Raw genomic sequence first — 24,140 nt, 5'->3', positions numbered from 1 at the left:
CATGGTCTGCCGCATGGTAAAATTCCGCCAAAACATCAACTTTTTACTGCGAGCGAATATAGAAAAAATATGCTGATTCTATGTGACATAATTGTGAATCCATAATGAAAAGGCGTTTTTCAGGCTGGACGCGACCCGATCCGCAGCGTCAGGTAGGCGAACGGTGACGGGAGAGGCGTTGAGACTTTGTCCATGATCGCTATAAATCAAAAAGGCCGGGACTTGATAAATACCGCGATTCTTCGTACATAAAAGTCGTAAGCCTCGCCGTCGAGCTTATGCAGTCCCTCTCCCGAGACGGATTGCCGAATGAGAAATCAATTGGCTGGTCTGTGATTATGATTTTGGGGTTGTTTGATGCAGGAAGAGGCTATTTGCCTTTTACTGTATCAGGCAAATCAGTCTAAATATTGATAGGACGACGCATCGCACGAGGTAATGCAGAATGAAGAGTGATCCATTTTGGTCGGGGACTGAGTACAAGAAGCTTATGCAGTGGAGTCGGTACCTTTATCGCGCCTGTCGAATAGAGAAGATCTACGAGAAGGAATTGGGGTATAAATATCGTCTTGATGGTGAGATATTTCCGAATGAAATGTCCACAGTTTTTCTTGGACTTCTGTATGTGTCATTGGAAACTTTTAGAGACTTTGGTTTTTCTGATCAGCGAATCGATTTCATGCTTGGTCAAGAGTTTATGGAGAACGTAAATTTGCTGAAAAGATTCCGAAATTCAGTATTTCACCCAAGCAAGATTGAAGACTCAAGACAAATGGAATTCTTTAAGATGTCAGATAAGGTGCTTCCATGGGCATATGGTTTGGTGGATGAGTTTGAACGCTATTTCTATTTTTTCCCAGAAATAAACGGAATATTACCTAAATACGCCGATATGATAAGGCCTGAACTTCGAAAGCTGAACTTATGGCTACCAAGTTCCAGTCCTTTGATTTTCAGAAAGAAAAAGGTTCAGAAAGTTATTATGTATCTTCGAACGTATGAAAAAATGGAAGATTCACAAAGGAAAGATTTTGGCGGGCACTTGATAAACTTTCACAAGGCAATTGCGGGTATACCGGACAGCTATTTCGAGCCGTTAGTGGGAAAATTCAGCGCGAACTATTTCTATGAGGAATTTCTCAATATTGATTACTACAAGAGGAAATTGCTCTAACAAGCAGTCTTAAACTTCTGCGTTGGGCGTAATTAAACAAGAGCTTACATGAGCGGCGAGATAAAAAAAATTGATTCGATTAAAAACATTGCGGTCTTTCTGGACTTTCGATGGTCTTCATCCGTAAAGGATAAAGAAAATAACATCGCTGAGTTTAAAAAGATCAACATTATTTATGGTCGCAACTATTCAGGAAAAACAACTCTATCACGAATTTATAGAGCTCTTGAAACCGGTTTTATTTCAGAAAAATACAGCTCACCTGAATTTCATATTTCCTTTGAGGGCGGTAGCAGTGCTACGCAAAATTCCTTAAATAGCCATGGCCAATTGGTTCGTGTTTTCAATGAAGATTTTGTCAAGGATAATCTGCGTTTCATTGTTGATGAAGAGCAGGCTATCAACTCGTTTGCCATTTTGGGGGAAGATAATACCAAGCTTGAGAAAGAGATCGAAAAGCATGAAGCTGAACTCGGAAACGAAGAGGACGAGTCAGGACTGCTTGGGGAACTTCTCAGGATTGGTGGTAAATTTAAAGAAACCAAAAAAGCTCATGACGGTAAATTTTTAGAATTAGAAGGGAAGTTACGTGATAAAGCTAACAAGGCAGGCTCTGGAATTAAGCACAATAAATCGTTTGGAGATGCTAATTACAATTTGGCAAAAATAAAAACAGATATAGCTACTGTTGTTAAAGATAGTTATTCCCCGCTTACTAATGAACAGATAAGCAAGTATTATGACCTCCTCAGAGAAGAACCCAAGTCGGATATCCCAGAATCATTATCCTTCAATCTTCAATACTCTGCGATTGCATCAAAGGCTAAAAAGCTAATTGAAAAAAAGATTCAGGCATCTGACCCAATTCAGGAATTGCTAAACGATGCGGTGTTGTCTATGTGGGTGTGGAATGGTCGAGAACATCACAAAGGAAAAAGAGAAAAATGTGCATTTTGTGGCAGTGAACTTCCTCAAAGTTTGTGGGATAAGCTGGACATGCATTTTAATCAGGAATCTGAAGAGCTTCGGAAAGAACTGGATAACCTGCTTGAATCGATTGAATGCGAGCGGTCACGAGTTCCCAATCTACTTAAGGGCATCTCTAAAAAGTCTTATGAGGTAGCTGAATTAGTGAGAATTGCAGTGTGTAAGCGATTTTACAGATGTATTAATAAAGTTTTTTAGGTGATTTTCAGAGGAGTATTCGACTTTTTAGAGATGCCCTTAAAGTCAAGAATTCTGATTTCTATTCCAACTATACCACGGATTTAGATTCGCTTGCAGAGCAGTTATCAGCCCAATCAGCCTCATATTGTGCAAGTCTGGATTCTATTAAAGAACAGGTCGAAAAACGAAAAAAAGAAATCTTCACCCCTTTCATATTTGATGAATCTGAGTCAATTGAGGATGCTTTGAATGCAGTTAGGGATTCGTTTGAACAACTCAGAAAAAAATCAAATCAGTTGACCGCTTCGCTGAGTACCGATCAAGCAATAGCTCGCGCTGCTCTCCGTCTCTATGAAGTTCATACATTCATTAACGACATAAAATATGAAAATGAATGCGCAGTCATTGATGCCTTGAGTAAGACAATGGGCAAAGCGAAGGAAGATAGAAACACTTCAAAGGGCAAGGTTGATACAAAACGAGCAAAGATCGCTGAACTAAAGGCCCAGCTAAAAGATGAAAGCAAGGGTGCTGACCGGGTAAACAACTATTTGAATAATTTCTTCGGTCACCAGTCTCTTTCACTCAAAGCCATTGAAAATACCCCGGGAGATGCATCATCTGGGTACCGGTTTGAAGTTACTCGGAAGGGGAAAAAAGCATTTCACCTTAGTGTGGGAGAATGCAGCCTGATAGCTTTTTGTTACTTCATGGCAAAGCTTGAAGATATAGAAACCAAAGGCAACAAGCCGATCATCTGGATTGACGATCCTATTTCCAGTTTAGATACAAACCATATCTTTTTTGTTTACAGTCTCATCCATTCCGAAATTGTAACGCCTGAGAAATATGAAGATGGCGGGGAGTTAAAAGAACGTGACCGCTTTAAGCAGCTGTTTATTTCGACTCACAACTTGGACTTTTTGAAGTACTTGAAGAAGCTACCGGGTGCTCGGAGCAACAATAAGTCTCAATTCTTCATCATTACCCGAACAGATCAAGTCAGTGATATAGCATTGATGCCTCGATACATGAAAGATTATATCACAGAATTCAATTTCCTGTTCCATCAAATCTACAGATGCGCACATGCACAAGTAGGGAGTGATGAAAATTATGATTGCTACTACAACTTTGGGAACAATGCCCGTAAGTTTCTTGAGGCATTCTTGTACTACAAATACCCAAATGCCGTGGAGAACGATAACAAGTTAACGCGGTTTTTCGGAGATGATGCATTAGCCGCATCGCTAACAGATAGGGTTAATAATGAGTATTCACACTTAGCAGGGGTATTTGAGCGGAGCATTCAACCAATAGATGTTCCGGAAATGAAAACTGTTGCAAGCTTTATTCTCAGGAAAATCCGAGAAAAAGACCCTGACCAATATGCAGCTTTGCTTCAAAGTATCGGTGAATAAAATCACCAGGTAGGTAGGGGGCGTTGATACTTAGCTGAAAATACATTTGTCATGTCTTTGGCATAAGGCTCATTGCTCGCTGATGGTTTTGAATCGGAGATAGAGGCGAATTCGCGGCAATATCTCGTAGCCGTTTGTTTCTATCGCTTTGCGAAATGCGGGTGTTATGTCGTTCCTGTTGAGGAGATCGACTCTGAAAGGCAGTTCGGATTCCTGAAAAGCCTCTTTGATTTCGGCGAGCAGTTTCCAGTCGAGCGGTGATTTGGGTTTGATGGCGAGGTCGAGGTCTGACCAGGGTTTTGCCGTGCCGTGAATCCGTCAGCCGAAAACGAAAATTTCGGCATCCGGCACGAAACGCTCAAGGAAGTTCTTTTAAGGACAGCCCAGGTCAAAAATTTGCTCGCTCTTCCGAAGTGAAGTCAAAAGCTGCGGGCATACTCGATTCCACCCTCCTTTCTCCCTCACAACCTCCCCAACACGAACTCGCATCTCGCTTCGACCGGCAGCTTCGGCACTTCGATCAACTCGTAGCCGAGCGATTCGTACACTTCGCGGATGGCGGCGTGGAGCGCTTCGGCTTCGGCGAGGGTTTGGGGGCGTTCGGGGTCGTTGACGTAGATTTCGGGCCACGGCGGGAGGATGAAGACCGTGCGCTCGTAGCGGCATCGGCTATGAGCGTCGAGCCAGCTTTCCGGGATGCCGTGGCCGCGCTCGTGCAGGTAGCCGAAGATGTCGGGGAGGGCGCGGTCGAAAAAGCAGCGTTCGCCAGCCTCTTCGGCGTGGTCGTGCTGGAGCAGCATTTCCGTGAAGGCGAGGCGGGCGAAGGCTTCGAGGTCGTTCCAGGGCATCACGCCACCGGGTCGCCTCGCTTCGCGCCGGATCAGCTCGCGTGAGACCTCCGGGTAGCAGCGGCAGCCGCGCGTTTCGAGCGCTTCGATGAGTGTGCTCTTCCCGCTTCCCGGCCCGCCGGTGATGATGTAGCGGCGCGTCGCTTTTGCTTCGGTCGCGATCATGCCCGCGTCAGCTTTGGATACAAGTTGGCCTGGTTGTTGCATTTTCTACGCTTGAGCACTTACGCTCAAATCTGTTATCGAAAAGCCGCATAAATGACTTCAAGATAAATACTTGTAGTTCTTTCTCCATGTTGCGTGGCATCATTCTCGAATACGCCAGTCAGCCGGACGGCAGCACTCATCGAAAAAAGCTATTACGCCATCGTGGCGCAAAATATCAGATTCTGTGGAAAAAGTATTCACCCGTTTCGCATAAAAATTTTGTGACCGGCTTGATGCCGCCGTGCCGGATTCTCGAAAAAAATGACCGTTTTGTTGTTTTTTAAAGTAACAATCGTTAATAATGGTTAAGTACAAGTAAACGGAGGGAGTTATGAAAATTGCTATCAGCGGCAAAGGGGGCGTCGGTAAAACGACGATCAGCTCGATGATCGTCCGGGAGCTTGCCTCGAGGGGCCGGAATGTGCTCGCCATCGACGCCGATCCCAATGCCGGGCTTGCCGATGCGCTCGGTTACGATCGCCAGCGGATGGGCGCAATCGTTCCGCTGGTGGAACGCAAGGCGCTGATCGAGGGGCGTACCGGCGCGAAGCCGGGCGAGTCGGGCGGCTATTTCGTGCTGAATCCGAAGGTTGACGATTTCGTTTCCCGCTATTCCGTCGATGTGAACGGTGTGCCGACCATTGTCATGGGCGCTCTGAAGGAGGCGCTGTCGGGCTGTTACTGTTCCGAAAATGCGCTGCTCCGCTCGTTCCTGCGGCACCTCATGGTCGAACGCGACGAATGGGTCGTGCTCGACATGGAAGCGGGTTTCGAGCACATGACGCGCGGCACCGCGCAGTCGGTCGATCTCTTGCTGGTGGTCGTCGAGCCGGGCGAACGCTCGATCGGCACGGCCCGGAAGCTGATCGAACTCGCTGAACACACCGGCATTCCGGAGACGCGGCTGGTGCTCAATAAGCTGCACGGCGAAGAGCAGGCTCTTGCCGTTGCCGAAAAGCTCGGCGCGGAGCTGGTCATCGAGCGGATGCCGTTCGACATGCAGGCGGTCAGCGCCGATCTTTCCGGAGCGATGCCGTATGAGGCTTGCCCGCAGCTCGTCGCAAAAATCCGGAGCCTTGTCGATCGCCTCGAATCCATGACTGAAAGCGAGAAAATTATCTGACAGGATGGTCGCTTTCTTGGAATATTGTAAACAATTGTTAACTTTCATCCAGATGCCGATATAGCTGTAACCTATTCTCTCACCGTCGAGTACGGACTTCAGCGTTACCTGAAATCGGGAACGCGCTCAATGCAAGCAGCACATCAGGTTTTCGTTCACTTCCAGCAATCGGAAGTCTTTTTTGGTAATTGGTATTAACAATTGTTATTGCTTTGTTTTCTGCTTTGCGGCAGAGGAATATGCGTCAGTAAAAACGCGAGGCCTGAAAGGTTCGCGGATTTCCGGAAAAGAGTCGTTTCAAATCTCCATTCATCAAGCATAAAGGAGGCTCTCATGAGTCAAGGAAACAATGGCGTCTCACGCAGGGATTTTCTCAGGCAGTCGGCCATCGGTCTCGGCGCTGTTCTTGGCGGCAGTTCATTGCTGGCGGCGTGCGGGCCGAAGTCCGAGCAGGGCGGTTCCGCTTCGGTGAAGGGCGGCAAGAAGGTTTCGAGCTGCTACCTGCCGATTACCGACGCCACGCCGATCATCCTCGCTCACGAGCTGGGCTTTTACAAGGAGCTGGGCATCGACTCCGAACGGCCGGTGCTGATCCGCGGCTGGGCGCCAATGGCCGAGGCCTTCATGGCGGGCCGATTCAACCTCACTCATCTGCTCGCTCCCATTCCGCTCTACATGCGCTACGGCAAGAACTTTCCGGTCAAGGTGGTCGCCTGGGATCACATCAACGGCTCGGCCATCACCGTTGGCAAAGAGAGCGGCATCAAATCCTACGCCGACCTCGGCGGCAAGCAGATCGCCATTCCGTACTGGTATTCGATGCACAACATCATTTTGCAGATGATCGCCCGCGAGCACGGCATCGAGCCGGTGATCCAGAGCAAGAGCGCGCCGCTCAGCAGCAAGCAGGTGAATCTGTTCGTCATGGCGCCGCCCGACATGCCGACGGCCATCGCCTCGAACGCCATCGACGGCTACATCGTCGCAGAGCCGTTCAACGCCGCTGGTGAGGTGCTGGCGGGCGGGCGGATCGTCCGCTTCACGGGCGACGTGTGGAAGAACCACCCCTGCTGCGTGGCGGTCATGAACGAGAAGGATCTGGCCGATCAGGCGTGGTCGCACAAGGTGATCCAGGCGCTGGTCAAGGCGGAACTCTGGTCGCTGAACAACCCCGAACAGGCCGCGCATATCCTCTCCAAGGACGGCGCGAAGTACCTGCCGCTGCCCGAAAAGATCGTGAAGCGGGCGATGATGAAGTACGATCTCGAAACCTACGGCCCCTCCGGCACGGGCGCGATCCAGCATCCGGATTGGCACACGCAACGCCTCTCCTACGAACCCTACCAGTTTGAATCGGCGACCAGAAAAATGGTTGAAATGTTGAAGCTCACCAAAATGGATGGCGACACCAGCTTTCTCCAGACACTCGATCCTGGCCGCGTACACAGCGAGCTGATGTACACGGCGGGTGTCGAGGCGGCGGCCTCAGCCCTCGGCGGCCTGGCGCAGTTCGCCGGAGTCGATCCGAAGCAACCCACCGTGCGCGAAGAGATCATCAGCATCTGAGAGCGTCACGGAACCGTTCACTCCCTTCGCCCCATCGCTGTTCGACCTTTTCCGGCCGGCTCATGCCGTGCCGGATGTGGGGTCGCGCGTGGCCGGAGAATTTTGGTAACCAGCTATTGTACAAGCTCTTATGGCAAATCAGAATGGCGGCAATGCCGCAGGATTTCAGGGGAAGCTGCTCGACCGGGTCTTTTATGTGACCGGTGTGCTGCTCTTCCTCGCCGTCTGGCAGGCGGCCAGCAGCTTCAAGCTTTTCGGCGCTGATTTCAGCGAATCGTTCTCGCCGGTCGCGGCCTTTTCCGCCCTGTTGGAAATGATACAAAGCGGGGAGCTGGTTCATCACGCGATTCCGAGCATCCGCCGGGTGCTCACCAGCCTTTCGCTCGCCGTTGTCGTCGCGCTTCCCGTCGGCGTGCTCGTGGGCTATTTCAAGCGGGTCGAGCAACTTACCTACGTGGCGTTCCAGTTCATGCGCATGATTTCGCCGCTTGCCTGGATGCCCATCGCCATCATCATGTTCGGCGTGGGCGATGTTTCGGTGACCTTTCTGCTCTGGCTGGTCGCCATCTGGCCGCTGATCCTGAACACCTCGCATGGCGCGGGCCGGGTCAGTCCGCTCTGGGTGAACATGTCCCGAACGATGGGCGCAAAGGACGTCGGCATTCTGCGCAAGGTGATCATTCCCGCCGCCGTGCCGGACATGCTCACCGGCCTCCGGCTCGCCGTGGGCGTGAGCTGGATCATCCTCGTTCCGGCGGAGATGCTGGGTGTGCCGGACGGCCTCGGCTACTTCATTCTCGACACCCGCGACCGCTTCCGCTACGACCAGCTCATGGCCACCATCATGGTGATCGGCGCGATCGGCTATCTGCTCGATTCCGCCAACCGGTGGCTGATCAAAAAATTTGCGTGGAAACTTTGACGGGAGAACCGATGAAGCAAGAACAGATTCTCATCAGCGTGCAGCATGTCTCGAAAAGCTATCAGAGAGAGCGGGGCGCGATTCAGGTGCTTCGGGATTGCACTTTCGAGGTGATGAAAAACGAATTTCTGGTGATCGTCGGCCCGACCGGATGCGGCAAGTCAACGTTGCTGAACCTGATCGCGGGCCTCGATTTTCCCACTTCCGGCTCGATCCTGCTCGACGGCGAGCCGGTTACAGGCCCCGGCGCGGACCGGGGGATGATTTTTCAGGAGTACGCGCTGCTGCCTTGGCGCACCGTGCTGAAGAACGTCGAGCTCGGCTTCGAGTTCCAGAACCGCGAGATGGATGCCGGGCAGCGCAAGGCCGAGGCGATGCGCTACCTCGACATGGTCGGGCTTGGTTACGCCGCCAACAAGCACCCCGTCGAACTCTCCGGCGGCATGAAGCGCCGCGCGTCCTTGGCGATGATCCTCGCCATCCGCCCGAAAATCCTGCTCATGGACGGCGCATTCAACGCGCTCGATTCAAAAACGAAGATGACCATGCATCAGGAGATCACCAACATATGGGCGTCGGAAAAGAACACGGTGGTGTTCGTCACCTCTGACCTCGACGAAGCGGTCAAGCTCTCCGACCGGATCATCGTGCTTGGCCGGAACGGCGAGATCGACGCGGTGCTCCGTAACGAACTGCCGAGGCCGCGGCTTGGCAGCGCGGCCCGCGATCCGGAGTTTCACCACCGCTTCGTGGCATTCCGCGAGACGGTGATGAATGTCATCAAGCAGGATGCCGGTCTTCGAACCTGCCGCGTGGCCTGAGGCTCCGGCGCCCAAAGAATTAAATCTGAAAAGCATGAACGAGACGACTACAAGCGGAAAACTCCTGCTCGAACTCAAGGAGGTCAGCAAGACATTCGTGAAGGATGGCGCTGAATTCAGGGTGCTCGAAGGGGTGAACCTCAGGATCGACGAAGGGGAGTTCGTCTGCATCCTCGGCCCGACCGGGTGCGGCAAATCGGTCACGCTGCAAATCGTCGCCGGGCTGCTGGAGCAGTCCTCGGGCAGCGTGATTCTCGACGGCAAGGAGGAGTACGGTCCCGGCCCGCACAAGGGAATGGTGTTCCAGGAGTACGCGCTTCTGCCGTGGCGCAACGTGATCGAGAACGTCGAGATAGGCCTCGAACTCAAGGGCGTGTCGAAAAAGGAGCGGCGCAGGATCGCTCAGGAGTACCTCGACATCGTCGGCCTGAAGGGGTCGGAGGAGAGCATGGTGCATGAAATTTCCGGCGGTATGCGCCAGCGGGCGGCGATTGCGCGGGCGTTGGCGAACCACCCGAAAATCCTGCTCATGGACGAGCCATTCGAGGCGCTCGACGCCCTCACCAAGGAGGAGATGCAGATCCAGATTCTGAAGGCCTGGGAAAAAACGAAGACGACCATCTTTTTCGTGACGCACGACGTCGATGAGGCGATTTTCCTCTCCGACAAAATCTGCGTGATGGACATCAATCCCGGCAGGGTGAAAAAGATCATCGAGAACCGCCTTCCCCGGCCACGGCACGAAAAGGTGTGCCGCACGGACGTGGAGTTCGGCGAACTGCGCGACCAGATCATCCAGCTCTACTCGTCGTTGAAGGATGATGAACTCGACCTGGTTTTTTAGCGGTGAACAATTATTTCCACGGTAATAAACGTCGCAATCGCTTCCAAAAAAGATATTGGGCTAAAGCCCTGATTTATTTTGTGTTATCGATAAACCCCGGACTAAAGTCCGGGGCAATTGTTATAGAATTTTCATGGCTTGAGCAATAACAGATAACCCTTTCGCATCATGGCAACGAAGAGATATACGGGAGTCGCAACATGCCTCCTCTTGACGGCGGGACTGCTTGGCGCGTGCAAGAGCGAGCCGGGCGAAAAGCCGGGAAAAGTCGAAGAAAAAGCGCCGGTTGCAGCGGTGGCGGAACCGGAATCCGCAAGCGAAAAAGACCCCACGACCAATGAACGCGCGGTCAACGGTCTCAAGCTCTACCTCGGCTACTGCTTCATCTGCCACGGGCAGAGCGGGCGCGGCGACGGGCCGTATGCCCGGACGCTCTCGGTGAAGCCCGCGAATCTGGCCGATCGCGACTATTTCGCCGGAAAAACCGACAAGGAGATTCACGACGTCATCAGCAAGGGCGGCGTTTCTCACGGCAAGTCGATCCACATGCGTCCGCTCGGGATGCAGCTCAGCTACGGCCAGATCGAGGATATCGTGGCCTACATCCGGGTGCTGAACCGGGGCGTACCGGTCGAGCTGGAAAAAAAGAGCGGCTACACTGCGTCGGATATCTACGGCATGTCGTGCATCATGTGCCACGGCAAGTCGGGCGAAGGTGACGGAGAGGTCGCCCGTAAGCTCGGCATCGCCATCAGGCCGCTCGGCGGAAGCGAAGCGCAATCCATGAGCGACGATGATCTCAGAACGATCATCTCGGAAGGAATCGCCGATCCGGCCCGGCCCAACGCCTGGTACATGCCTCGCTGGAAGGAGAGCCTCACCGGCGAGCAGATCGACGAGCTGGTGCGCTACGTCCGGTCGCTGAAGAAGTAAGAGAAGGGCGGCAAGGACAGCAGAGACATTCTTGCTCTGGCGACAAAAAACGCAATCTTCGCTAAAAAAGAGATTGGGCTAAAGCCCTTATTAATTATGTCTTATCCATAAACCCCGGACTAAAGTCCAGGGCAATTGTTTAAGAGTTTTAAAGGCTGAAGCAATAATGACATCAGGAAATGCGGGACCTCCGGGGGAGAATGGGCGGTCTCAAATCAGTGAGGGAGAAGTTATGGACGAGAAAAAAAAGTACCAGTACCAGGACGAGCTGACCAGCTCGCGGCAGGCTCCGGAATATCGTTCGGGAATGTCGCTGAACGAGCGGATAAAGCTTGTTCACAAGCTCAATTACAGCAAGGATGAGGTCATTGCCCACACGGCCAACAAGGCGGTGGCGGAGATGGTCAGTCACATGGAAAAAGAGGGGATCGGCAACACCTTCGACCGCTTCATGCAGCAGCATCCGCAGTGCGGCTTCGGCCTGACCGGCGCGTGCTGCGCCTTCTGCTCCTACGGCCCGTGCCGGGTGAACGAAAAGCATCCCCATTCGATCTGTGGTAAAGATGTCGATCTGATCGTGGCCGGGAACGCGCTGCGGCGGCTCGCTTCGGGCATGTCGGCGCATGGCGCACACGCCCGCGAGGTCTTCATCGCCCTGAAAGCGGCGGGCGACGGCTCCGCGCCGATTCCGATCAAGTGCCCCGAAAAGGCGTGGGCGGTCGCTGGGGCGCTCGGCCTCGACGCCGAGGGCAAGAGCGTCGAACAGATTTGCGTCGAGATCGCCGACCGCTTCATCGACGACTTGCAGCGAGCGCTGCCGAAGCATCACGACACGCTTTTTGCGCTCGCGCCGAAAGAGCGCTCCGGACTCTGGGAGAGGCTCGGCATCATTCCGATCAGCGCTTACCACGAGTGTTTCGAGTCGAACAACCTCACCAGCCACGGCACCGACTCCGATTTCGAGAGCCACATGCAGGCCTTCCTGCGCACGGTGCTCGCCTACGCCTACACCACCGTGGTCTCGACGTCGCTCGCCACCGACATCGTTTACGGCCTGCCCCGGCGCTCGAAGCTCAACGTCAACCTCGGCAGCATCCGCAAGGACAACTGCATCAACATCGGCATCAACGGCCACGCGCCTATGGTCGCTTTCGCCATCTGCGACATTGTCGGTACGCCGAAGATCATGGAGAAGGTCAAAGCTGTTGGTGCGGACGACATCAGGCTCTACGGCATGTGCTGCACCGGCGGCGAGTTCGTCGAGCGCGACCTCGGCATTCCGCTCGTCGCGATGGCCTCCTCCGCCGAAATGGCCGTCGCCACCGGCGCGTTCGAGGCGATCGTGGTCGATCAGCAGGACGTGCTGCCCGGCATGATGCCGGTCGCCCGGCGCTTCCACACCAAGGTGATCACCACCTCGCCTTCGGGCCGCAAGGAAGGCGCGATTGTGCTCGAACTCGACTACTATCTCAAGAATCTCGACCGCATTTACGAGCTTGCCGAACAGATTCTCGACATCGCCATCGAAAACTACCGCAACCGCGACAGCGAAAAAATCCATATTCCCGACATCCGCGCCAAGGTGGAGCTGGGCTTCAGCGTCGAGGAGATCGCCCGGCTTTTCGACGGCTCGATGCCCGACAAGAAGATTCACGGCCTTGCCCGCCTGCTGGAGGAGGGCAAAATCCGTGGCATCGCGAACTTCGGCTCCTGTGGAAATATTCGCGGCGCGGTGTTCGAGCGCAACCAGGTGGTCATCGCCCGCCAGCTCATCAAGAACGACGTGCTGGTGACCGCCCACGGCTGTTCGGGCATGGGGCTGCTCTTTGCCGGTCTGGCGCATCCCGACGCCTCGAAGCTCTGCGGCCCCGGACTGCGCGAGGTGGTCGAAGCCTTGCAGATTCCTCCTGTGCTGCACGTCGGCGCGTGTACCGACAGCACACGAGCCAGCCAGGTGATGGCCTACACGGCCAACGCGGCGGGCCAGCCCAATCCGGCGATGCCTTTCGCAATGGTGGCCGCCGATCCCGCCGCCGAAAAGACGATGGGCGCGCGGTACGCCTTCATCCTCAACGGCATCGAAACCTACTCGTGCGTGCAGGACAACACGCTCGCCTCCGACCGCTTTATCGACTACGTCAGCAACCGGCTGCGCCCGATGGTTGGCGCGGCGATGAACTGGAATCCCGACCCGTACCAGACCGCCGAAGACATTCTGCGGATGCTCGACCGCAAGCGCGAAGCCCTCGGCTGGCCGGTCAGCGATTACGTCATCGGCACGAAAGAGGAGATCGAGGAGACGATTCCCGATACGGTTGAAATCGGCAAATCGTTCTGTTTGAACAGTTAATCAGTAACCGCCATGTCCAGAGACAACACGCAAGAGCCGGATGAACTACGCCATCACTGGGACGCAAAATATCACGCCACGCCATTCGAGGGCCTGAGCTGGTATCAGCGCCACCCGCAGGAGTCGCTGAGCCTCGTCGAGGCGGCAGGCATCGCCCGCGACGCGCCGGTTATCGACGCGGGCGGCGGCGCGTCGATGCTTGCCGAAACGCTGGTGCAGCTCGGTTATACGGACGTCACGGTTGTGGATTGCTCTCCGGCAGCGCTCGGCGAAGCTCGCAACCGGATGGGTGCGTCAGCCTCGACCGTCTCCTGGGTGCAACGCGACATTCGCACCTTCCGGTCGGCGAAAAAATTCAGCCTGTGGCATGACCGCGCGGTGTTTCACTTCATGACGAGCGAGGATGACCGCCGCCGCTATCTGGAGAGCCTCGATGCCTGCCTCGACGCCGATGGCGTGGCGATCATCGGCGTCTTTGCCCTGAACGGCCCGGAACGTTGCAGCGGTCTCTCCGTGCAACGCTACGATGAAAAGTTGATTTCGAGCGTGTTCGTCCCGCGCTTCGAACTTGTCTCAACCGTCGATTCCCAACATCTTACCCCCGCAGGTTTCACGCAGGAGTTCGCCTGGTTCACCTTCCGGCGAACGAACCGTTGAGAGCGGCTGTCATGATGATTCGCCCATAAGTGCATTCAGAAGAACCAGTTGGCGAGGTTGTCGCGCTCGCCCCAGTAGAGGTGCAGGTACGAGGCGATGGTATTGCCGACGCGGAAGAGCTTCGTTTCGACCGGCTGGTCGCGGGTGTTGCGCACGTCGGCGATGGTGTCGATTTCGCCTTGCCGCGAGATGCGGGAGTAGTGGAACTCGTGGCCGCGCAGTTCGACGCCGTTCGCACCCGCCGGATACACCTTGCGGTAGCCAAGCGTTAAGCGGGCCTCCTGCATGGAGGTGTCGAGGTCGAGCGCGCCGCACATCTGGTGGGTCGTGCCGTCGGCGAGGGTGAGCGTCTGACCGAGATACATCAGACCACCGCATTCGGCGTAAGTCGCCCCGCCGTTGCGGCACCATTCGGCGATGGCGTGGCGCATCGCGGTGTTCTCCGCAAGTGCTTCGGCGTGAAGCTCCGGGTAGCCTCCGGCGAGGTAAACGAGGTCGGCTTCGGGAAGCGTCTCATCGTGCAGCGGGCTGAAATAGCGCACCTCGCCGTACCGCGCCAGCGCTTCTATGTTGGCGTGGTAGATGAAGTTGAAGGCTTCGTCCCGCGCCACGGCGATCACCTTGTCCGATGGTCGCATAGCTGTCCGGGCTGGTTCGGCTTCCGGCAGCTCGATTGCCGCCACTTCGAGCAGGCGCTCGATGTTCACCGTTTTTTCGATGTGGTCGGCCATCGCGTCGATGATGCCCTGCCGGTCGTACTCCGCCGAGGTGTTGAGGCCGAGGTGGCGCTCGTCGATCGTAATAGCGCTGTTGCGCGGCAGGTAGCCGAGCGGCTCCACGCCCACGTCATGCGCGGCGGCTTCGAGGTAGCGGTAGTGCGAGGCGCTGCCGACGCGGTTGAAGATCACCCCCGCGACGTTGACCGAGGGGTCGAAGTTCTTGTAGCCGTAGAGCATCGGCGCGGCGGAGTAGGCCATCTTCGAGCCGTCGATCACCATGATGACCGGCAGCCCAAGCAGCGCGGCGATCTCGGCGCTGCTGCCGTCCGATTTTTCAGCCCCGTCGAACAGACCCATCACCCCCTCGACCACCGAAATCTCCGCCGTCGAGGCGTGGCGGGCGAAAAGCGAGCGAACGTGCGCTTTCGAGGCCATGAAGGTGTCGAGATTCAGCCCCGGTCGCGCCGTCTCTCCCGTCGAAGCGGCCATTGCGTGGAGCATTGTGTCGAGGTAGTCCGGCCCGCACTTGAAGGGCTGGACGCTCATGCCGCGCCGCGCCAACAGGCGCAACAGGCCAAGGGTGATCGTCGTTTTGCCGGAGCCGCTCGACGGGGCGGCGATGAGGAATCCCCGGCTCTCGTGCGTCGCGTTACTGTTCATTGCTCTCGATCAGCTTTTTCATTCCGGCGATCCCTTCGAGGATGCGCGGGCCGGGGCGCAGGTAGAGGCGGTTGTCGAACTTGTCATAGACCCGGTTGCGCTGCACGGCGCTGATGCCCTGCCATCCCGGTCGTTTCTTGAGGTTGTCGGCGGCGGGCGTTTCGTTGGCCATGTACATGCAGGCGATGATCTCCGGGTTTTCGCGGATGACCCACTCGGGCGAGACTTCGAAGTACTCCTTCTCGACCGCGTCGCCGATGTTGCGCCCGCCCGCGTAGCCAATCAGGCGCGACACGAAGCTTTTGTTGCCGCCCGTCCAGAGCGGATCGTTCCATATCTCAAGATAAATCAAGGGTTTGCGCGTTTTCGCGGCGGCCTCTGTGCGATACTTCGCCAGCCCCTGCTCGATCACCGAGGCGAGGCTGTCGGCCTGCCTTGCGTGGCCGGTGAGTGCGCCGAGCTTGCGGAGGGCGGCGGGCAGCTCTTCGGGATCCTGGCAGCGGATGTGCTCGCGGCGCAGATGCATCTCGGCCATTTTTTTCGCCGCCTGTTCATCGGCCAGATCGACGTCGAGCACGAGGTCGGGATTCATCGAGGCGAGCACTTCGAGCGAAGGACGTCCGAAGGAGCCGACCACCGGCACCTTTTCAGCTTCGGCGGGCCAGTCGCAGGCGCTGGTTCTGCCGACGAGCTGGTCACCTGCGCCGATGGCGTAGAGCATTTCGGTGAGGCTCGGCGCGAGGCTGACGATGCGCTTCGGCGCTTCGGCGGCGGCTGTCGTCGCGGGCGGCGCTACAGGCGCGGGCTGGCGCGAGCACCCGGCGAGCGTTTGCAGGCAGAGCGCGAGCAGGATGAAGAGGGGAGTCAGGCGGTTACTTTTCGAGCGAGCAGGCATAGTGTTGCAGGACAAGGTTATGGGTGAAAGCAAGTTGCATCGAGAGCGCTTCATCGAGCGCGAACCACGCCATTTCGGACACTTCGTCAGGCTGCTGTTGCAACGCGCCCGATCCGGCTCCGGCGAAGGCAAGCGCCACGGCGTGAAAGCGGTGCTCCGGGAAAATCTCCTCGAACCAGCCGACGAACTTTTCCGGCGCGAAATCGAGGCCGGTCTCCTCCTTCACCTCACGCCGCACGGCGGTTTCAGCAGGCTCAAAATCCTCGACATGCCCGCCCGGCAGACACCACAATCCATTGAAAGGATTGACGTTACGCCGTGTCAAGAGGATCTTCAGGCGATCTCCGGCGGGGTGAATGATTGCGGCGACGGTGGCTTTGGGCATGGGGATGGTGGAGTCGTTGACGATCTTGCACAGTCACGAAAAATCACCCGCAAGATAGTGCAGAGGGTTTTTCACGGCAAGCGCTTTTCGCCGGGGGTTAGAGGTTTGCAAAAGGCGGATGCTCGCATAACTTCCCAGCTTAACAGTGTGCGGTATCGGAAGGCTGGAGACCATCCACTTGCAATCTGTTGTTAAGTGCTTATTGGGTTTTCTCCTCTTTATTATATAGGGTGCATGTAATCTGGTTCGGTCGTTCGGCAATTGGCAGCTTGTCACAATACTTCTTAGACAAATTGTGATAATGGTGACATTCTTTGGTGATATGCACAGTACGAGGGACAAGTTCTTCAGCCCTTAAATAGAGTTCTTGGACATCTCTTGATATTTCCTCAAGTTGTACAACACCAACAAAAAATGGCAGTTTCTTAATAGTGTTTTTTTCGTTCTCGCACGCTTCGATCGATGATTCAATGTTTGTTATAAGGTCTTCAACATAAGATTTACAGTTTTCCATTGACGGCTGCATGGTACTTAGGGAGCTAAGCATATTCCTGTATGTTATCGTGGTTTCAACCAATTTTAGATAGATTTCGGTCTTTTTTGCTGCCCGTTCCAATGCTCTTTTTGAAATCGACGTTTTTATTGTGTGAAAGAACGCAAGCAGAGATATGCACACGGCGACGATAGATATCTGCGTAGACAAAGGTTGAGTGAAAAATAGGTTTGGCAAGTTCATCAGGATTCCTTAGCTCTAACAGTGTTGATAGTTTCCGTATAAAACCCTTGACTATTGATCAGCGTCAGCATAAGCCCGCTGCTTACAACCTATCGGTTTTTCTGTCAATAGTTAGACGGTTATCTCGCGCATGAGCGACTTCGGAGCAGACGCCACAAACGTTTACGTCACAAGTAAATCATAAGCAAAATCCCGCATTTCACCACGACAAAAAACCTGGGGAGACACGCAGGTCTGCCCCTACAGCGCATCGTGCATCCAGGCGTGTTGATGGCGGAGCTTGGTGAACCACGACGGCAAAAAATCTGTGGTAAAAGCCTCAAGGGGATACTTTTACGGGCGAGTTTCGTTACAGCAAAGAGGCCGGAAAGGTAAGGGCGGCAATGGAACTTGAGTTTTATTGGAAGTAATGAATCTGCATACAAAAACCTGGGTACAGCGGTTGCCTGTGCCGATAGAAGTAGCTTGGGACTTTTTTTCGCAGCCGGACAATCTGGCCCGGATCACTCCGCCGGAGATGTTTTTGCGGGTCGATGGCGGCAGCTCCGGAAAACCGATTTACGAAGGGATGCAACTGAGCTACACGCTCTATCCCTTCATGATGATTCCCGTGCGGTGGACGACCGAAATCATGCGGGTCTCGCGGCCCGACTTCTTCGAGGATCGCCAGCTTGAAGGGCCGTACGAGCTGTGGCATCACACGCACCGCTTCCTCGCTATCGAAGGCGGCACGGAGATGACCGACATCGTGGAGTACGCGCTGCCGTTCGACATGCTTGGTGAGGTGGTCGAAGCGCTGATCGTGGGGCGGCGGCTCGACGAGGTGTTCGAGTACCGGCGGCGCAAGGTGGCGGAGATTCTGGGAGCGTTTTGAATTGGGGGGACACCGCATCGAGATTGTTGTCGGAATCGGCAAGAGGAGATTGGGCTGAAGCCCGGAGTTATTTGTGGAATGGCTGTCCCCGGCTTGAAAGCCGGGGCAACATGAATGTAAGAGGTCTGAATGTCCGCAGGGTTGAAACCCTGCTGAATGTAAGAGAAGAGGCTGTCGAAGAGAATCTTTTATTGCCGGCAATAATTGCTCATGGAGAACATGGAATCGCAATCGTTACTGTCCAACCTTCTGCTCTTCGCGGGTGGGCTGGCGGTGTTTCTGCTGGGGATGAAGTCGCTCAGCGCGGGGCTTCGCAAGGCTTCGAGCGGGCGAGTTGCCGGGTGGCTGGCCACGATTACCGGCAACCCGCTCTCGGCGCTGCTCTCCGGCGCGGTGGCTACCGTGGCCGTGCAGTCGAGCAGCATGGTGATGCTCACGCTCATCGGGCTGGTGCAGTCGCGGATTCTCACCTTTTCGCAGTCGCTCGGCGTGGTGCTTGGCGCGGAGATCGGCACCACCACGATGGCGCAGCTCATCGCCTTTTCGCCGGGGGAGTTCGGCTTGCCGCTCTTCGCGCTCGGCTTTTTCCTGTCGCTTCTCCGCCGGAACCGGGCTGTTTCGCTCTTCGGCGAGGTGCTCTCCGGCCTCGGCCTGCTTTTTTTTGGCCTCAAGCTCATGGGCGTGGCGGTCGCGCCGCTCCAGTCGAGCGAGCAGTTTCTGGCGATTCTCACCACGCTCGAAAATCCCCTGCTTTGCGTACTGGCCGGTGCGGTCATGACGGCGCTCATCCAGAGCAGCGGAGCCTTCGTCGCCATTCTGATCACGATGGCGCAGCAAGGTACGCTCACGCTCGAAGTGGCCGTGCCGCTCATGCTCGGGGCCAACATCGGCACCTGCATCACGGCGGCCATCGGCAGCGCCGGAAGCGTTCGGCCCGCCCGCCGGGTCTTTCTGGCGCAGCTTGTTTTCAATGTCTCCTATGTCATCCTCTTTCTCATCTTTCTGCCGCCCTGGCTCGACCTGATCCGCGCCATTTCGCCCTCCGATGCCGCCGGAGGGCTTGCCCGGCAGATCGCCAACGCGCACACTTTTTCCAACCTTTTCATGGCGCTGCTGTTTCTGCCGTTCCTGCCGCAGTTCGGGCGACTGCTCGTCAAGCTGCTGCCCGACGATCCCGAAGAGAGCGGGCGGATTCCCGCCGTGTGGCATCTGCGCGACTCCGCGCTCGCCACTCCGGAGGTGGCCATCGGGCTGGCCCGGCTGGAGGTTTCGCGCATGAACAAGATTCTCGGACGCATGTCGCGGGCTTTACCGGAGCCGTTTCTCGGCGACGGGCGCGGGCGGGACATCGTCTATTCGCGCTTGCCGGTTTTCGACGGGCTTTTGATGCGCGAGGAGAAGCTCGATTTTCTGGAGAAGAAGGTGACGGCGTACCTGATTCGCCTCATGCAGGAGGCGGTTGGCGAGCCGCTCATCCGGGAGGCGGCGGCCCTGATGGCGCTGGCGAAGGAGATCGAGGCGGCGGGGGATGTGGTCGAAACGCTGCTTGCCGACTTTCCCTCCGGCGGTTTCGACAACGAACTGACCAGGGAGGGCAAGCGGGAGATCGCGCAGCTTCACGAGCAGGTGTGCCGCGAGATTGCGGCCATGAGCCTGGCCATCGAGGAGATGAGCTTCCGCAGGGCGTCGGCGGTGCTCGACGAGGGCAAGGCGTTCGACCGCATGTTCCTCGAACTCGGCTTTTCGCACATGCGGCGCATCAAAAGCCGCCCGGAGTCGGAACGGACGCACGACCTGCACATGGAGCTGCTCCGGGCGCTCGATGCGCTGCATCATCAAGCCATGTCGATGGCCCGCGCCATCATCCGCATGGCTGACGACGGCAAGGGGTGAGTCGCTTGCAATTGAGCGGGAAAATCGTAAATTGCGCCCGCAAAGATGATTGTTCTTTCACATGATTAGCTGGTGCCGGCTTCAAAGCCGGAGAATAGGGAAGTACGTGAGATTCGTACACTGTACCCGCAACTGTACAACGGAAAACTGCCGCAAGCAGGCATGGCCACATGCCTCGATGCTCGCAGTCGCTGTGTGTCACTGCCCGAAGTCCTCCACGGACGGGGCGGGAAGGCCGCAGCGGTTCAGCCGTTAAAGTCAGGAGACCTGCCAGTTACTCTTTGCTCAGAAACAAGACTACGGGTTAATAGTCAGGCAAAGCGCTTCCGGTACCACCGATTGTTCAGCACTGTTTTTCAATGCACTCTCTTTTGTACGTCAAGGGCGTGAATTTCGCTTTGACGCATCTCAAGCATTGTCAAACCATCGAGCTGTTCCGCCGGGAACCGGGTCAGTCCTTTTCCTCAACCCCTGTCTGTTGATTTTTTTCAATTCAACACAGGACAACACCATGAACAAACGAACGCTCGCCACTCTCATGGCAGCCATGCTCGCCAGCCCCACGCTCCACGCCGAAGAGACCTTGCTGGCGTATGCCGGCAACGAAATCGTCGTAACCTCCAGCCGGGTGCCGCAGCCGAAAAAAGAGCTGACCTCGAACGTTACCATCATCACCAAAGAGGAGATCAGCGAGTCGTCGGCCAACGATCTCAGTGAACTTCTCGCGGAGAAAAATCTCGGACACATCCAGAAATATCCCGGAACTTCGACCTCCGTCGGCATCCGCGGCTTCAGGACTGAAACCCACGGCAACGACCTGATGGGCAAGGTGCTCGTGCTGCTCGATGGCCGCCGCGCAGGAACCGGCAACCTCGCCAAGATCATGACGTCGAACGTCGAGCGCATCGAGATCGTCAGGGGGCCAGCCGCCGTGCAGTATGGTTCAGCGGCGATTGGCGGCGTGATCAACGTGATTACGGTCAAGGGATCGGGTGCGCCTTCGGCTTCGATCGAACAGGAACTCGGCAGCAACGACTTCTCGAAAACCGAAGCCACCATTCAGGGCAAATCCGGACGCTTCGACTATTCAGGCAGCATCTCGAAATCGGATTCCGGAAGCTACAAGACGGGCAAAGGAGAGACCTACCAGAATACCGGCTATCAGGATCAGAAGATGGCGAGTCTCAATGTAGGATACGAGATTGCCGACGGCCACCGGATAGGCATGATCGTTCACTCCTTCGATGTGGACAAGGCTGGTTCGCCAAGCTATCTGAGTTCGCCCGATCTGGACGCCTATACGGTTCAGAACAATCATTCGGTCGATTTCAGGTATGACGGCGCAACCTCCAGCCGCAACGTTTCGTGGATGGCCCGCTACTTCACCGGTGAGGACAAGTATCGCTATGTCGATCCGAGCAGCGGGTACGAAAGCACCAAAAATGTTGACCAGCAAGGGGCGCAGGCGCAGGTTACCTGGCAGCCGGGAGCGCTCAGACTCACGACAGGATTTGACTGGCTGAAATACGAAGTCGATTCCACCTTGACGCCGAGCTGGGCCACGTATGAAAATCCGGCCGGTTTCCTTCTCGGCAAATATGGCCTGTTCGACGAGCGCCTGATTCTGACCGCAGGCGTGCGTTATGACGATTATCGTGTCAAAATGAAAGCAAGCGAAGGCACGTCGAGGAGCAAGGACAACTTCGCGCATCAGGCCGGAGTCGCGTGGCAGGCAAGCGATGCGCTCAAGTTCAGGGGTTCGTTCGCCGAAGGCTTCAGGATGCCGTCGGAGCGGGAGCTTGCCGCCAATATCACGAGCTGGGGGACAACCTACATCGGCAATCCCGATCTCAAGCCGGAGGCGAGCGATACCTATGAGGTCGGCATGGATCTCGCCTGGAAAGGGTTCAATGCTTCGCTGACTTGGTTCAGTACCGATTACACGGATATGATCCAGACCGAAGCGATTGCCGCCTCGACTTACACCTATCGCAACATTGGCAGTGCCACGGTGTCTGGAATCGAAGCCGAACTCTCCAAGGTTTTCAAGCTCGATGGCTCTTCGTGGACGCTCGAACCGTATGCCGGGTACACGCATCTCTTGAAGTATCGTGACAACACGAGCGGCGACGACCTGCTTTTCACGCCGCAGTGGAACGCCAGCACCGGGCTGAAAGTGCGCGACGGGCGCGGCTTCAACGGCGCGTTCAATCTCGCCTACAGCGGCAAGACCTTTGTCCAGAACTATGAAACCGGCTCTGGCGAAGTGGTTCCGAAAGGCGGATTCGCCGTGGCCAATTTGTCCGTTTCGAGGAAGTTTCCATTTGGAGACAAAGGCATAACCGGGCCGGGAATCACGGTCAAGGCCGAGATCAACAACCTCTTTGACCGGGATTATCAGTATGTCACGGGTTATCCCATGCCGGGCCGCACCTTTGTGTTGGGTCTGAAGGCAGACATCTGAATCATGTAATTTCATGCCGATCATGAAAAAAATAGTCATGACCCTGCTACTCCTGCTTTTTGCGGGAGCGGCGGGGAGGGCGGAGGGGCGCATCGTCAGCCAGTCGCCCTACATTACCGATACCTTGCGCTCTCTCGGTCTCGAAAACCGGATCGCGGGCGTGAGCCGCTACGACGATCTCGACCTGCCGAAGACCGGTGGCGTGATCGATCCCGATCCGGCGGCCATCGCGGCGCTGCATCCCGATTACCTCTTCGTCTCGGACTGGGGTGGCCCGGATGTCTGCAAGCGAGTGACGCCCGAAGGCGCGAAGTGCTTCGTGCTGCACGGCTTCCGGAGCATGAGCGAAATCGGCGGAAACATCCGCGCCATCTGCGACGCGCTCGGCATCGAGGGGAGCGAGCGCAGGGCCGAGGCTTTCGAGCGGCAGTGGCGCGAGGCCGCGTCGCAGGTCAACGGCGGCGGACGGCGGGCGCTGATTCTTTCGAGCTGCGAGGGCAACCCGTTCTCGTTCGGCGTCAATACGTATCTCCACGAGCTTTTCACGGCGGCGGGATTCCAGGTTGTCGAGGACTATCCCGGCATCCGCCATGTCGCGCCGACGGAGCTGATCGGCACCGTCTGGGAGCTGGTCGAGGAGAAAAAGCCGGAGATCGTCTTTGTGCTCCAGAAAGATGGCTACGAATGCCCCGTGCGGATTCCCGAAGGCAACTACCAGATCGTGCGCCTCGATGGCCCGCATTTTGTGTCGCCATCGCCAAAAGTTCTTGAAGGACTTGCGGATTTGAAATGGCAGTTCGGCAGCCGTAATCAGAAAAATGAATCGAAATGACCATCAATGCTGACGAGCGTGACGCGCTCTATAAAGTAATATACAGCCGCCGCGACGTGCGCGGACAGTATCTGCCCGACCCGGTGCCGGAGGAGGTGCTCCGCCGGGTGCTCGACGCGGCGCATCACGCGCCGAGCGTGGGCTTCATGCAGCCGTGGGACTTTGTCGTCGTGCGCGACTTCGAGGTGCGCAAGCAGATCAAGGCGGGCTTCGAAGTCGCCCACGCCGAGGCGGCGGCGATGTTCGACGGGGAGCGACGGGAGCAGTATCGCGGCTTCAAGCTCGAAGGAATTCTCGAAGCGCCGGTCGGCGTCTGTGTCACCTGCGACCGGACGCGCAGCGGCGAGGTGGTGATCGGGCGGACGGCCAATCCCGAGATGGATTTGTACAGTTCGGTCTGCGCGGTGCAGAATCTGTGGCTCGCCGCCCGCGCGGAAAATCTCGGCGTCGGCTGGGTGAGCATCATCCATCACGACAGCGTTCGCCAGGCGCTCGGCATTCCGGAGCACATCGTGCCGGTGGCGTGGCTCTGCATCGGCAAGGTGAGCTTTTTCCACGACATGCCGGAGCTGGAGCAGGCGGGCTGGTTGCCGCGCCTCGCGCTCGACGACCTCGTCCATCAGGAGCAGTGGTGAAAAATACGGCAACG

At 56.1% G+C, this 24,140-nt stretch carries 23 protein-coding genes and 1 riboswitch; of the genes, 17 read left to right on the top strand and 6 right to left on the bottom strand.

Features of this window, described 5'->3' with window-relative positions; genetic code table 11:
* The first annotated feature begins 445 nt into the window (after positions 1-445).
* From FGF66_RS00500 to FGF66_RS13010, 3 genes are read left to right on the top strand one after another with little or no spacing between them, the layout of a single operon-like run.
* Positions 446-1,174: a hypothetical protein gene (locus tag FGF66_RS00500; RefSeq protein ID WP_139455753.1), complete on the top strand. Its 729-nt coding sequence runs from the start codon at positions 446-448 to the stop codon at positions 1,172-1,174.
* A gap of 48 nt (positions 1,175-1,222) precedes the next feature.
* Entirely contained in the window at positions 1,223-2,359 is a 1,137-nt protein-coding gene (locus FGF66_RS13015) for an AAA family ATPase (protein ID WP_139455752.1), read from the top strand.
* Positions 2,360-2,376: 17 nt separating this feature from the next.
* Positions 2,377-3,762 (top strand): AAA family ATPase, encoded by a 1,386-nt coding sequence (locus FGF66_RS13010; RefSeq protein WP_139455751.1) that lies wholly within the window; start codon positions 2,377-2,379, stop codon positions 3,760-3,762.
* Positions 3,763-3,831: 69 nt separating this feature from the next.
* Here FGF66_RS13010 and FGF66_RS13060 read toward each other — a convergent pair whose 3' ends face one another.
* A complete protein-coding gene (locus FGF66_RS13060; protein ID WP_211341962.1) occupies positions 3,832-4,077 on the bottom strand; it encodes a nucleotidyltransferase family protein in 246 nt (81 codons plus the stop codon).
* Positions 4,078-4,223: 146 nt separating this feature from the next.
* Complete coding sequence (locus tag FGF66_RS00480) at positions 4,224-4,775, bottom strand: AAA family ATPase (protein WP_139455750.1); 552 nt, start codon at positions 4,773-4,775, stop codon at positions 4,224-4,226.
* Between the two features lie 128 nt (positions 4,776-4,903).
* Between FGF66_RS00480 and FGF66_RS00475 the strand changes: the two genes are divergently transcribed.
* From FGF66_RS00475 to FGF66_RS00435, 9 genes are all read left to right on the top strand, one after another.
* Positions 4,904-5,101 carry a hypothetical protein gene (locus tag FGF66_RS00475; RefSeq protein WP_139455749.1) on the top strand — a complete coding sequence of 66 codons (198 nt, stop codon included), beginning with the start codon at positions 4,904-4,906 and terminating at the stop codon, positions 5,099-5,101.
* Between the two features lie 47 nt (positions 5,102-5,148).
* A complete protein-coding gene (locus FGF66_RS00470; RefSeq protein ID WP_139455748.1) occupies positions 5,149-5,940 on the top strand; it encodes an ATP-binding protein in 792 nt (263 codons plus the stop codon).
* Positions 5,941-6,273: 333 nt separating this feature from the next.
* Positions 6,274-7,506, top strand: coding sequence for an ABC transporter substrate-binding protein (locus FGF66_RS00465; protein ID WP_139455747.1), 1,233 nt, complete (start codon positions 6,274-6,276; stop codon positions 7,504-7,506).
* A gap of 130 nt (positions 7,507-7,636) precedes the next feature.
* Positions 7,637-8,428, top strand: coding sequence for an ABC transporter permease (locus FGF66_RS00460; protein WP_139455746.1), 792 nt, complete (start codon positions 7,637-7,639; stop codon positions 8,426-8,428).
* 11 nt (positions 8,429-8,439) lie between these two features.
* Positions 8,440-9,249, top strand: coding sequence for an ABC transporter ATP-binding protein (locus tag FGF66_RS00455; protein WP_246046433.1), 810 nt, complete (start codon positions 8,440-8,442; stop codon positions 9,247-9,249).
* A gap of 34 nt (positions 9,250-9,283) precedes the next feature.
* Positions 9,284-10,093: an ABC transporter ATP-binding protein gene (locus tag FGF66_RS00450; RefSeq protein ID WP_139455745.1), complete on the top strand. Its 810-nt coding sequence runs from the start codon at positions 9,284-9,286 to the stop codon at positions 10,091-10,093.
* 168 nt (positions 10,094-10,261) lie between these two features.
* Positions 10,262-11,026 carry a c-type cytochrome gene (locus FGF66_RS00445; protein WP_139455744.1) on the top strand — a complete coding sequence of 255 codons (765 nt, stop codon included), beginning with the start codon at positions 10,262-10,264 and terminating at the stop codon, positions 11,024-11,026.
* A 232-nt stretch (positions 11,027-11,258) separates the two neighbouring features.
* Entirely contained in the window at positions 11,259-13,376 is a 2,118-nt protein-coding gene (locus FGF66_RS00440) for an anaerobic carbon-monoxide dehydrogenase catalytic subunit (protein WP_139455743.1), read from the top strand.
* Positions 13,377-13,388: 12 nt separating this feature from the next.
* Positions 13,389-14,033, top strand: a complete 645-nt coding sequence (locus FGF66_RS00435; RefSeq protein ID WP_139455742.1) for a class I SAM-dependent methyltransferase — start codon at positions 13,389-13,391, stop codon at positions 14,031-14,033.
* 35 nt (positions 14,034-14,068) lie between these two features.
* Here FGF66_RS00435 and FGF66_RS00430 read toward each other — a convergent pair whose 3' ends face one another.
* The 4 genes from FGF66_RS00430 to FGF66_RS12475 all read right to left on the bottom strand — a co-directional run bounded on the left by FGF66_RS00430 (position 14,069) and on the right by FGF66_RS12475 (position 17,218).
* Positions 14,069-15,412 (bottom strand): cobyrinate a,c-diamide synthase, encoded by a 1,344-nt coding sequence (locus FGF66_RS00430; RefSeq protein WP_139455741.1) that lies wholly within the window; start codon positions 15,410-15,412, stop codon positions 14,069-14,071.
* The gene (locus tag FGF66_RS00425) at positions 15,402-16,307 is read right to left on the bottom strand and encodes a cobalamin-binding protein (protein WP_139455740.1); all 906 of its coding nucleotides are present in this window, start codon (positions 16,305-16,307) and stop codon (positions 15,402-15,404) included. Before FGF66_RS00425 ends, FGF66_RS00430 begins: the two co-directional genes overlap by 11 nt.
* Positions 16,285-16,692, bottom strand: coding sequence for an NUDIX hydrolase (locus FGF66_RS00420; RefSeq protein WP_170181118.1), 408 nt, complete (start codon positions 16,690-16,692; stop codon positions 16,285-16,287). Before FGF66_RS00420 ends, FGF66_RS00425 begins: the two co-directional genes overlap by 23 nt.
* A gap of 199 nt (positions 16,693-16,891) precedes the next feature.
* Positions 16,892-17,218, bottom strand: coding sequence for a hypothetical protein (locus FGF66_RS12475; RefSeq protein WP_170181117.1), 327 nt, complete (start codon positions 17,216-17,218; stop codon positions 16,892-16,894).
* A 658-nt stretch (positions 17,219-17,876) separates the two neighbouring features.
* Here FGF66_RS12475 and FGF66_RS00415 point away from each other — a divergent pair.
* From FGF66_RS00415 to bluB, 5 genes are all read left to right on the top strand, one after another.
* Positions 17,877-18,302, top strand: coding sequence for an SRPBCC family protein (locus tag FGF66_RS00415; RefSeq protein WP_342779621.1), 426 nt, complete (start codon positions 17,877-17,879; stop codon positions 18,300-18,302).
* 210 nt (positions 18,303-18,512) lie between these two features.
* Complete coding sequence (locus FGF66_RS00410; RefSeq protein ID WP_246046432.1) at positions 18,513-20,195, top strand: Na/Pi cotransporter family protein; 1,683 nt, start codon at positions 18,513-18,515, stop codon at positions 20,193-20,195.
* A gap of 53 nt (positions 20,196-20,248) precedes the next feature.
* Positions 20,249-20,484: riboswitch (cobalamin riboswitch) on the top strand.
* A gap of 222 nt (positions 20,485-20,706) precedes the next feature.
* The gene (locus FGF66_RS00405) at positions 20,707-22,659 is read left to right on the top strand and encodes a TonB-dependent receptor plug domain-containing protein (protein ID WP_139455737.1); all 1,953 of its coding nucleotides are present in this window, start codon (positions 20,707-20,709) and stop codon (positions 22,657-22,659) included.
* Between the two features lie 22 nt (positions 22,660-22,681).
* Positions 22,682-23,491 carry an ABC transporter substrate-binding protein gene (locus FGF66_RS00400; RefSeq protein ID WP_139455910.1) on the top strand — a complete coding sequence of 270 codons (810 nt, stop codon included), beginning with the start codon at positions 22,682-22,684 and terminating at the stop codon, positions 23,489-23,491.
* Positions 23,488-24,126 (top strand): 5,6-dimethylbenzimidazole synthase, encoded by a 639-nt coding sequence (gene bluB / locus FGF66_RS00395; protein ID WP_139455736.1) that lies wholly within the window; start codon positions 23,488-23,490, stop codon positions 24,124-24,126. The genes FGF66_RS00400 and bluB overlap by 4 nt, the downstream gene beginning before the upstream one ends.
* The last annotated feature ends 14 nt before the right edge of the window (positions 24,127-24,140 follow it).

The sequence above is a fragment of the Chlorobaculum thiosulfatiphilum genome, from assembly GCF_006265165.1.
GTDB classification, from domain to species: Bacteria; Bacteroidota; Chlorobiia; order Chlorobiales; family Chlorobiaceae; genus Chlorobaculum; species Chlorobaculum thiosulfatiphilum.
The sequence above is the reverse complement of the archived record's forward strand: the minus strand, read 5'-3'. Positions and strand labels throughout refer to the sequence as shown.

Excerpts from the sequence above, each read along its gene's own strand:
- FGF66_RS00500 (WP_139455753.1), top strand. The coding sequence starts at position 446 with ATGAAGAGTGATCCATTTTGGTCGGGGACTGAGTACAAGAAGCTTATG.
- FGF66_RS13015 (WP_139455752.1), top strand. The coding sequence starts at position 1,223 with ATGAGCGGCGAGATAAAAAAAATTGATTCGATTAAAAACATTGCGGTC.
- FGF66_RS00480 (WP_139455750.1), bottom strand. The coding sequence starts at position 4,775 with ATGATCGCGACCGAAGCAAAAGCGACGCGCCGCTACATCATCACCGGC.
- FGF66_RS00475 (WP_139455749.1), top strand. The coding sequence starts at position 4,904 with ATGTTGCGTGGCATCATTCTCGAATACGCCAGTCAGCCGGACGGCAGC.
- FGF66_RS00470 (WP_139455748.1), top strand. The coding sequence starts at position 5,149 with ATGAAAATTGCTATCAGCGGCAAAGGGGGCGTCGGTAAAACGACGATC.
- FGF66_RS00465 (WP_139455747.1), top strand. The coding sequence starts at position 6,274 with ATGAGTCAAGGAAACAATGGCGTCTCACGCAGGGATTTTCTCAGGCAG.
- FGF66_RS00460 (WP_139455746.1), top strand. The coding sequence starts at position 7,637 with ATGGCAAATCAGAATGGCGGCAATGCCGCAGGATTTCAGGGGAAGCTG.
- FGF66_RS00455 (WP_246046433.1), top strand. The coding sequence starts at position 8,440 with ATGAAGCAAGAACAGATTCTCATCAGCGTGCAGCATGTCTCGAAAAGC.
- FGF66_RS00450 (WP_139455745.1), top strand. The coding sequence starts at position 9,284 with ATGAACGAGACGACTACAAGCGGAAAACTCCTGCTCGAACTCAAGGAG.
- FGF66_RS00445 (WP_139455744.1), top strand. The coding sequence starts at position 10,262 with ATGGCAACGAAGAGATATACGGGAGTCGCAACATGCCTCCTCTTGACG.
- FGF66_RS00440 (WP_139455743.1), top strand. The coding sequence starts at position 11,259 with ATGGACGAGAAAAAAAAGTACCAGTACCAGGACGAGCTGACCAGCTCG.
- FGF66_RS00435 (WP_139455742.1), top strand. The coding sequence starts at position 13,389 with ATGTCCAGAGACAACACGCAAGAGCCGGATGAACTACGCCATCACTGG.
- FGF66_RS00430 (WP_139455741.1), bottom strand. The coding sequence starts at position 15,412 with ATGAACAGTAACGCGACGCACGAGAGCCGGGGATTCCTCATCGCCGCC.
- FGF66_RS00425 (WP_139455740.1), bottom strand. The coding sequence starts at position 16,307 with ATGCCTGCTCGCTCGAAAAGTAACCGCCTGACTCCCCTCTTCATCCTG.
- FGF66_RS00420 (WP_170181118.1), bottom strand. The coding sequence starts at position 16,692 with ATGCCCAAAGCCACCGTCGCCGCAATCATTCACCCCGCCGGAGATCGC.
- FGF66_RS12475 (WP_170181117.1), bottom strand. The coding sequence starts at position 17,218 with ATGCAGCCGTCAATGGAAAACTGTAAATCTTATGTTGAAGACCTTATA.
- FGF66_RS00410 (WP_246046432.1), top strand. The coding sequence starts at position 18,513 with ATGGAGAACATGGAATCGCAATCGTTACTGTCCAACCTTCTGCTCTTC.
- FGF66_RS00405 (WP_139455737.1), top strand. The coding sequence starts at position 20,707 with ATGAACAAACGAACGCTCGCCACTCTCATGGCAGCCATGCTCGCCAGC.
- FGF66_RS00400 (WP_139455910.1), top strand. The coding sequence starts at position 22,682 with ATGAAAAAAATAGTCATGACCCTGCTACTCCTGCTTTTTGCGGGAGCG.
- bluB (WP_139455736.1), top strand. The coding sequence starts at position 23,488 with ATGACCATCAATGCTGACGAGCGTGACGCGCTCTATAAAGTAATATAC.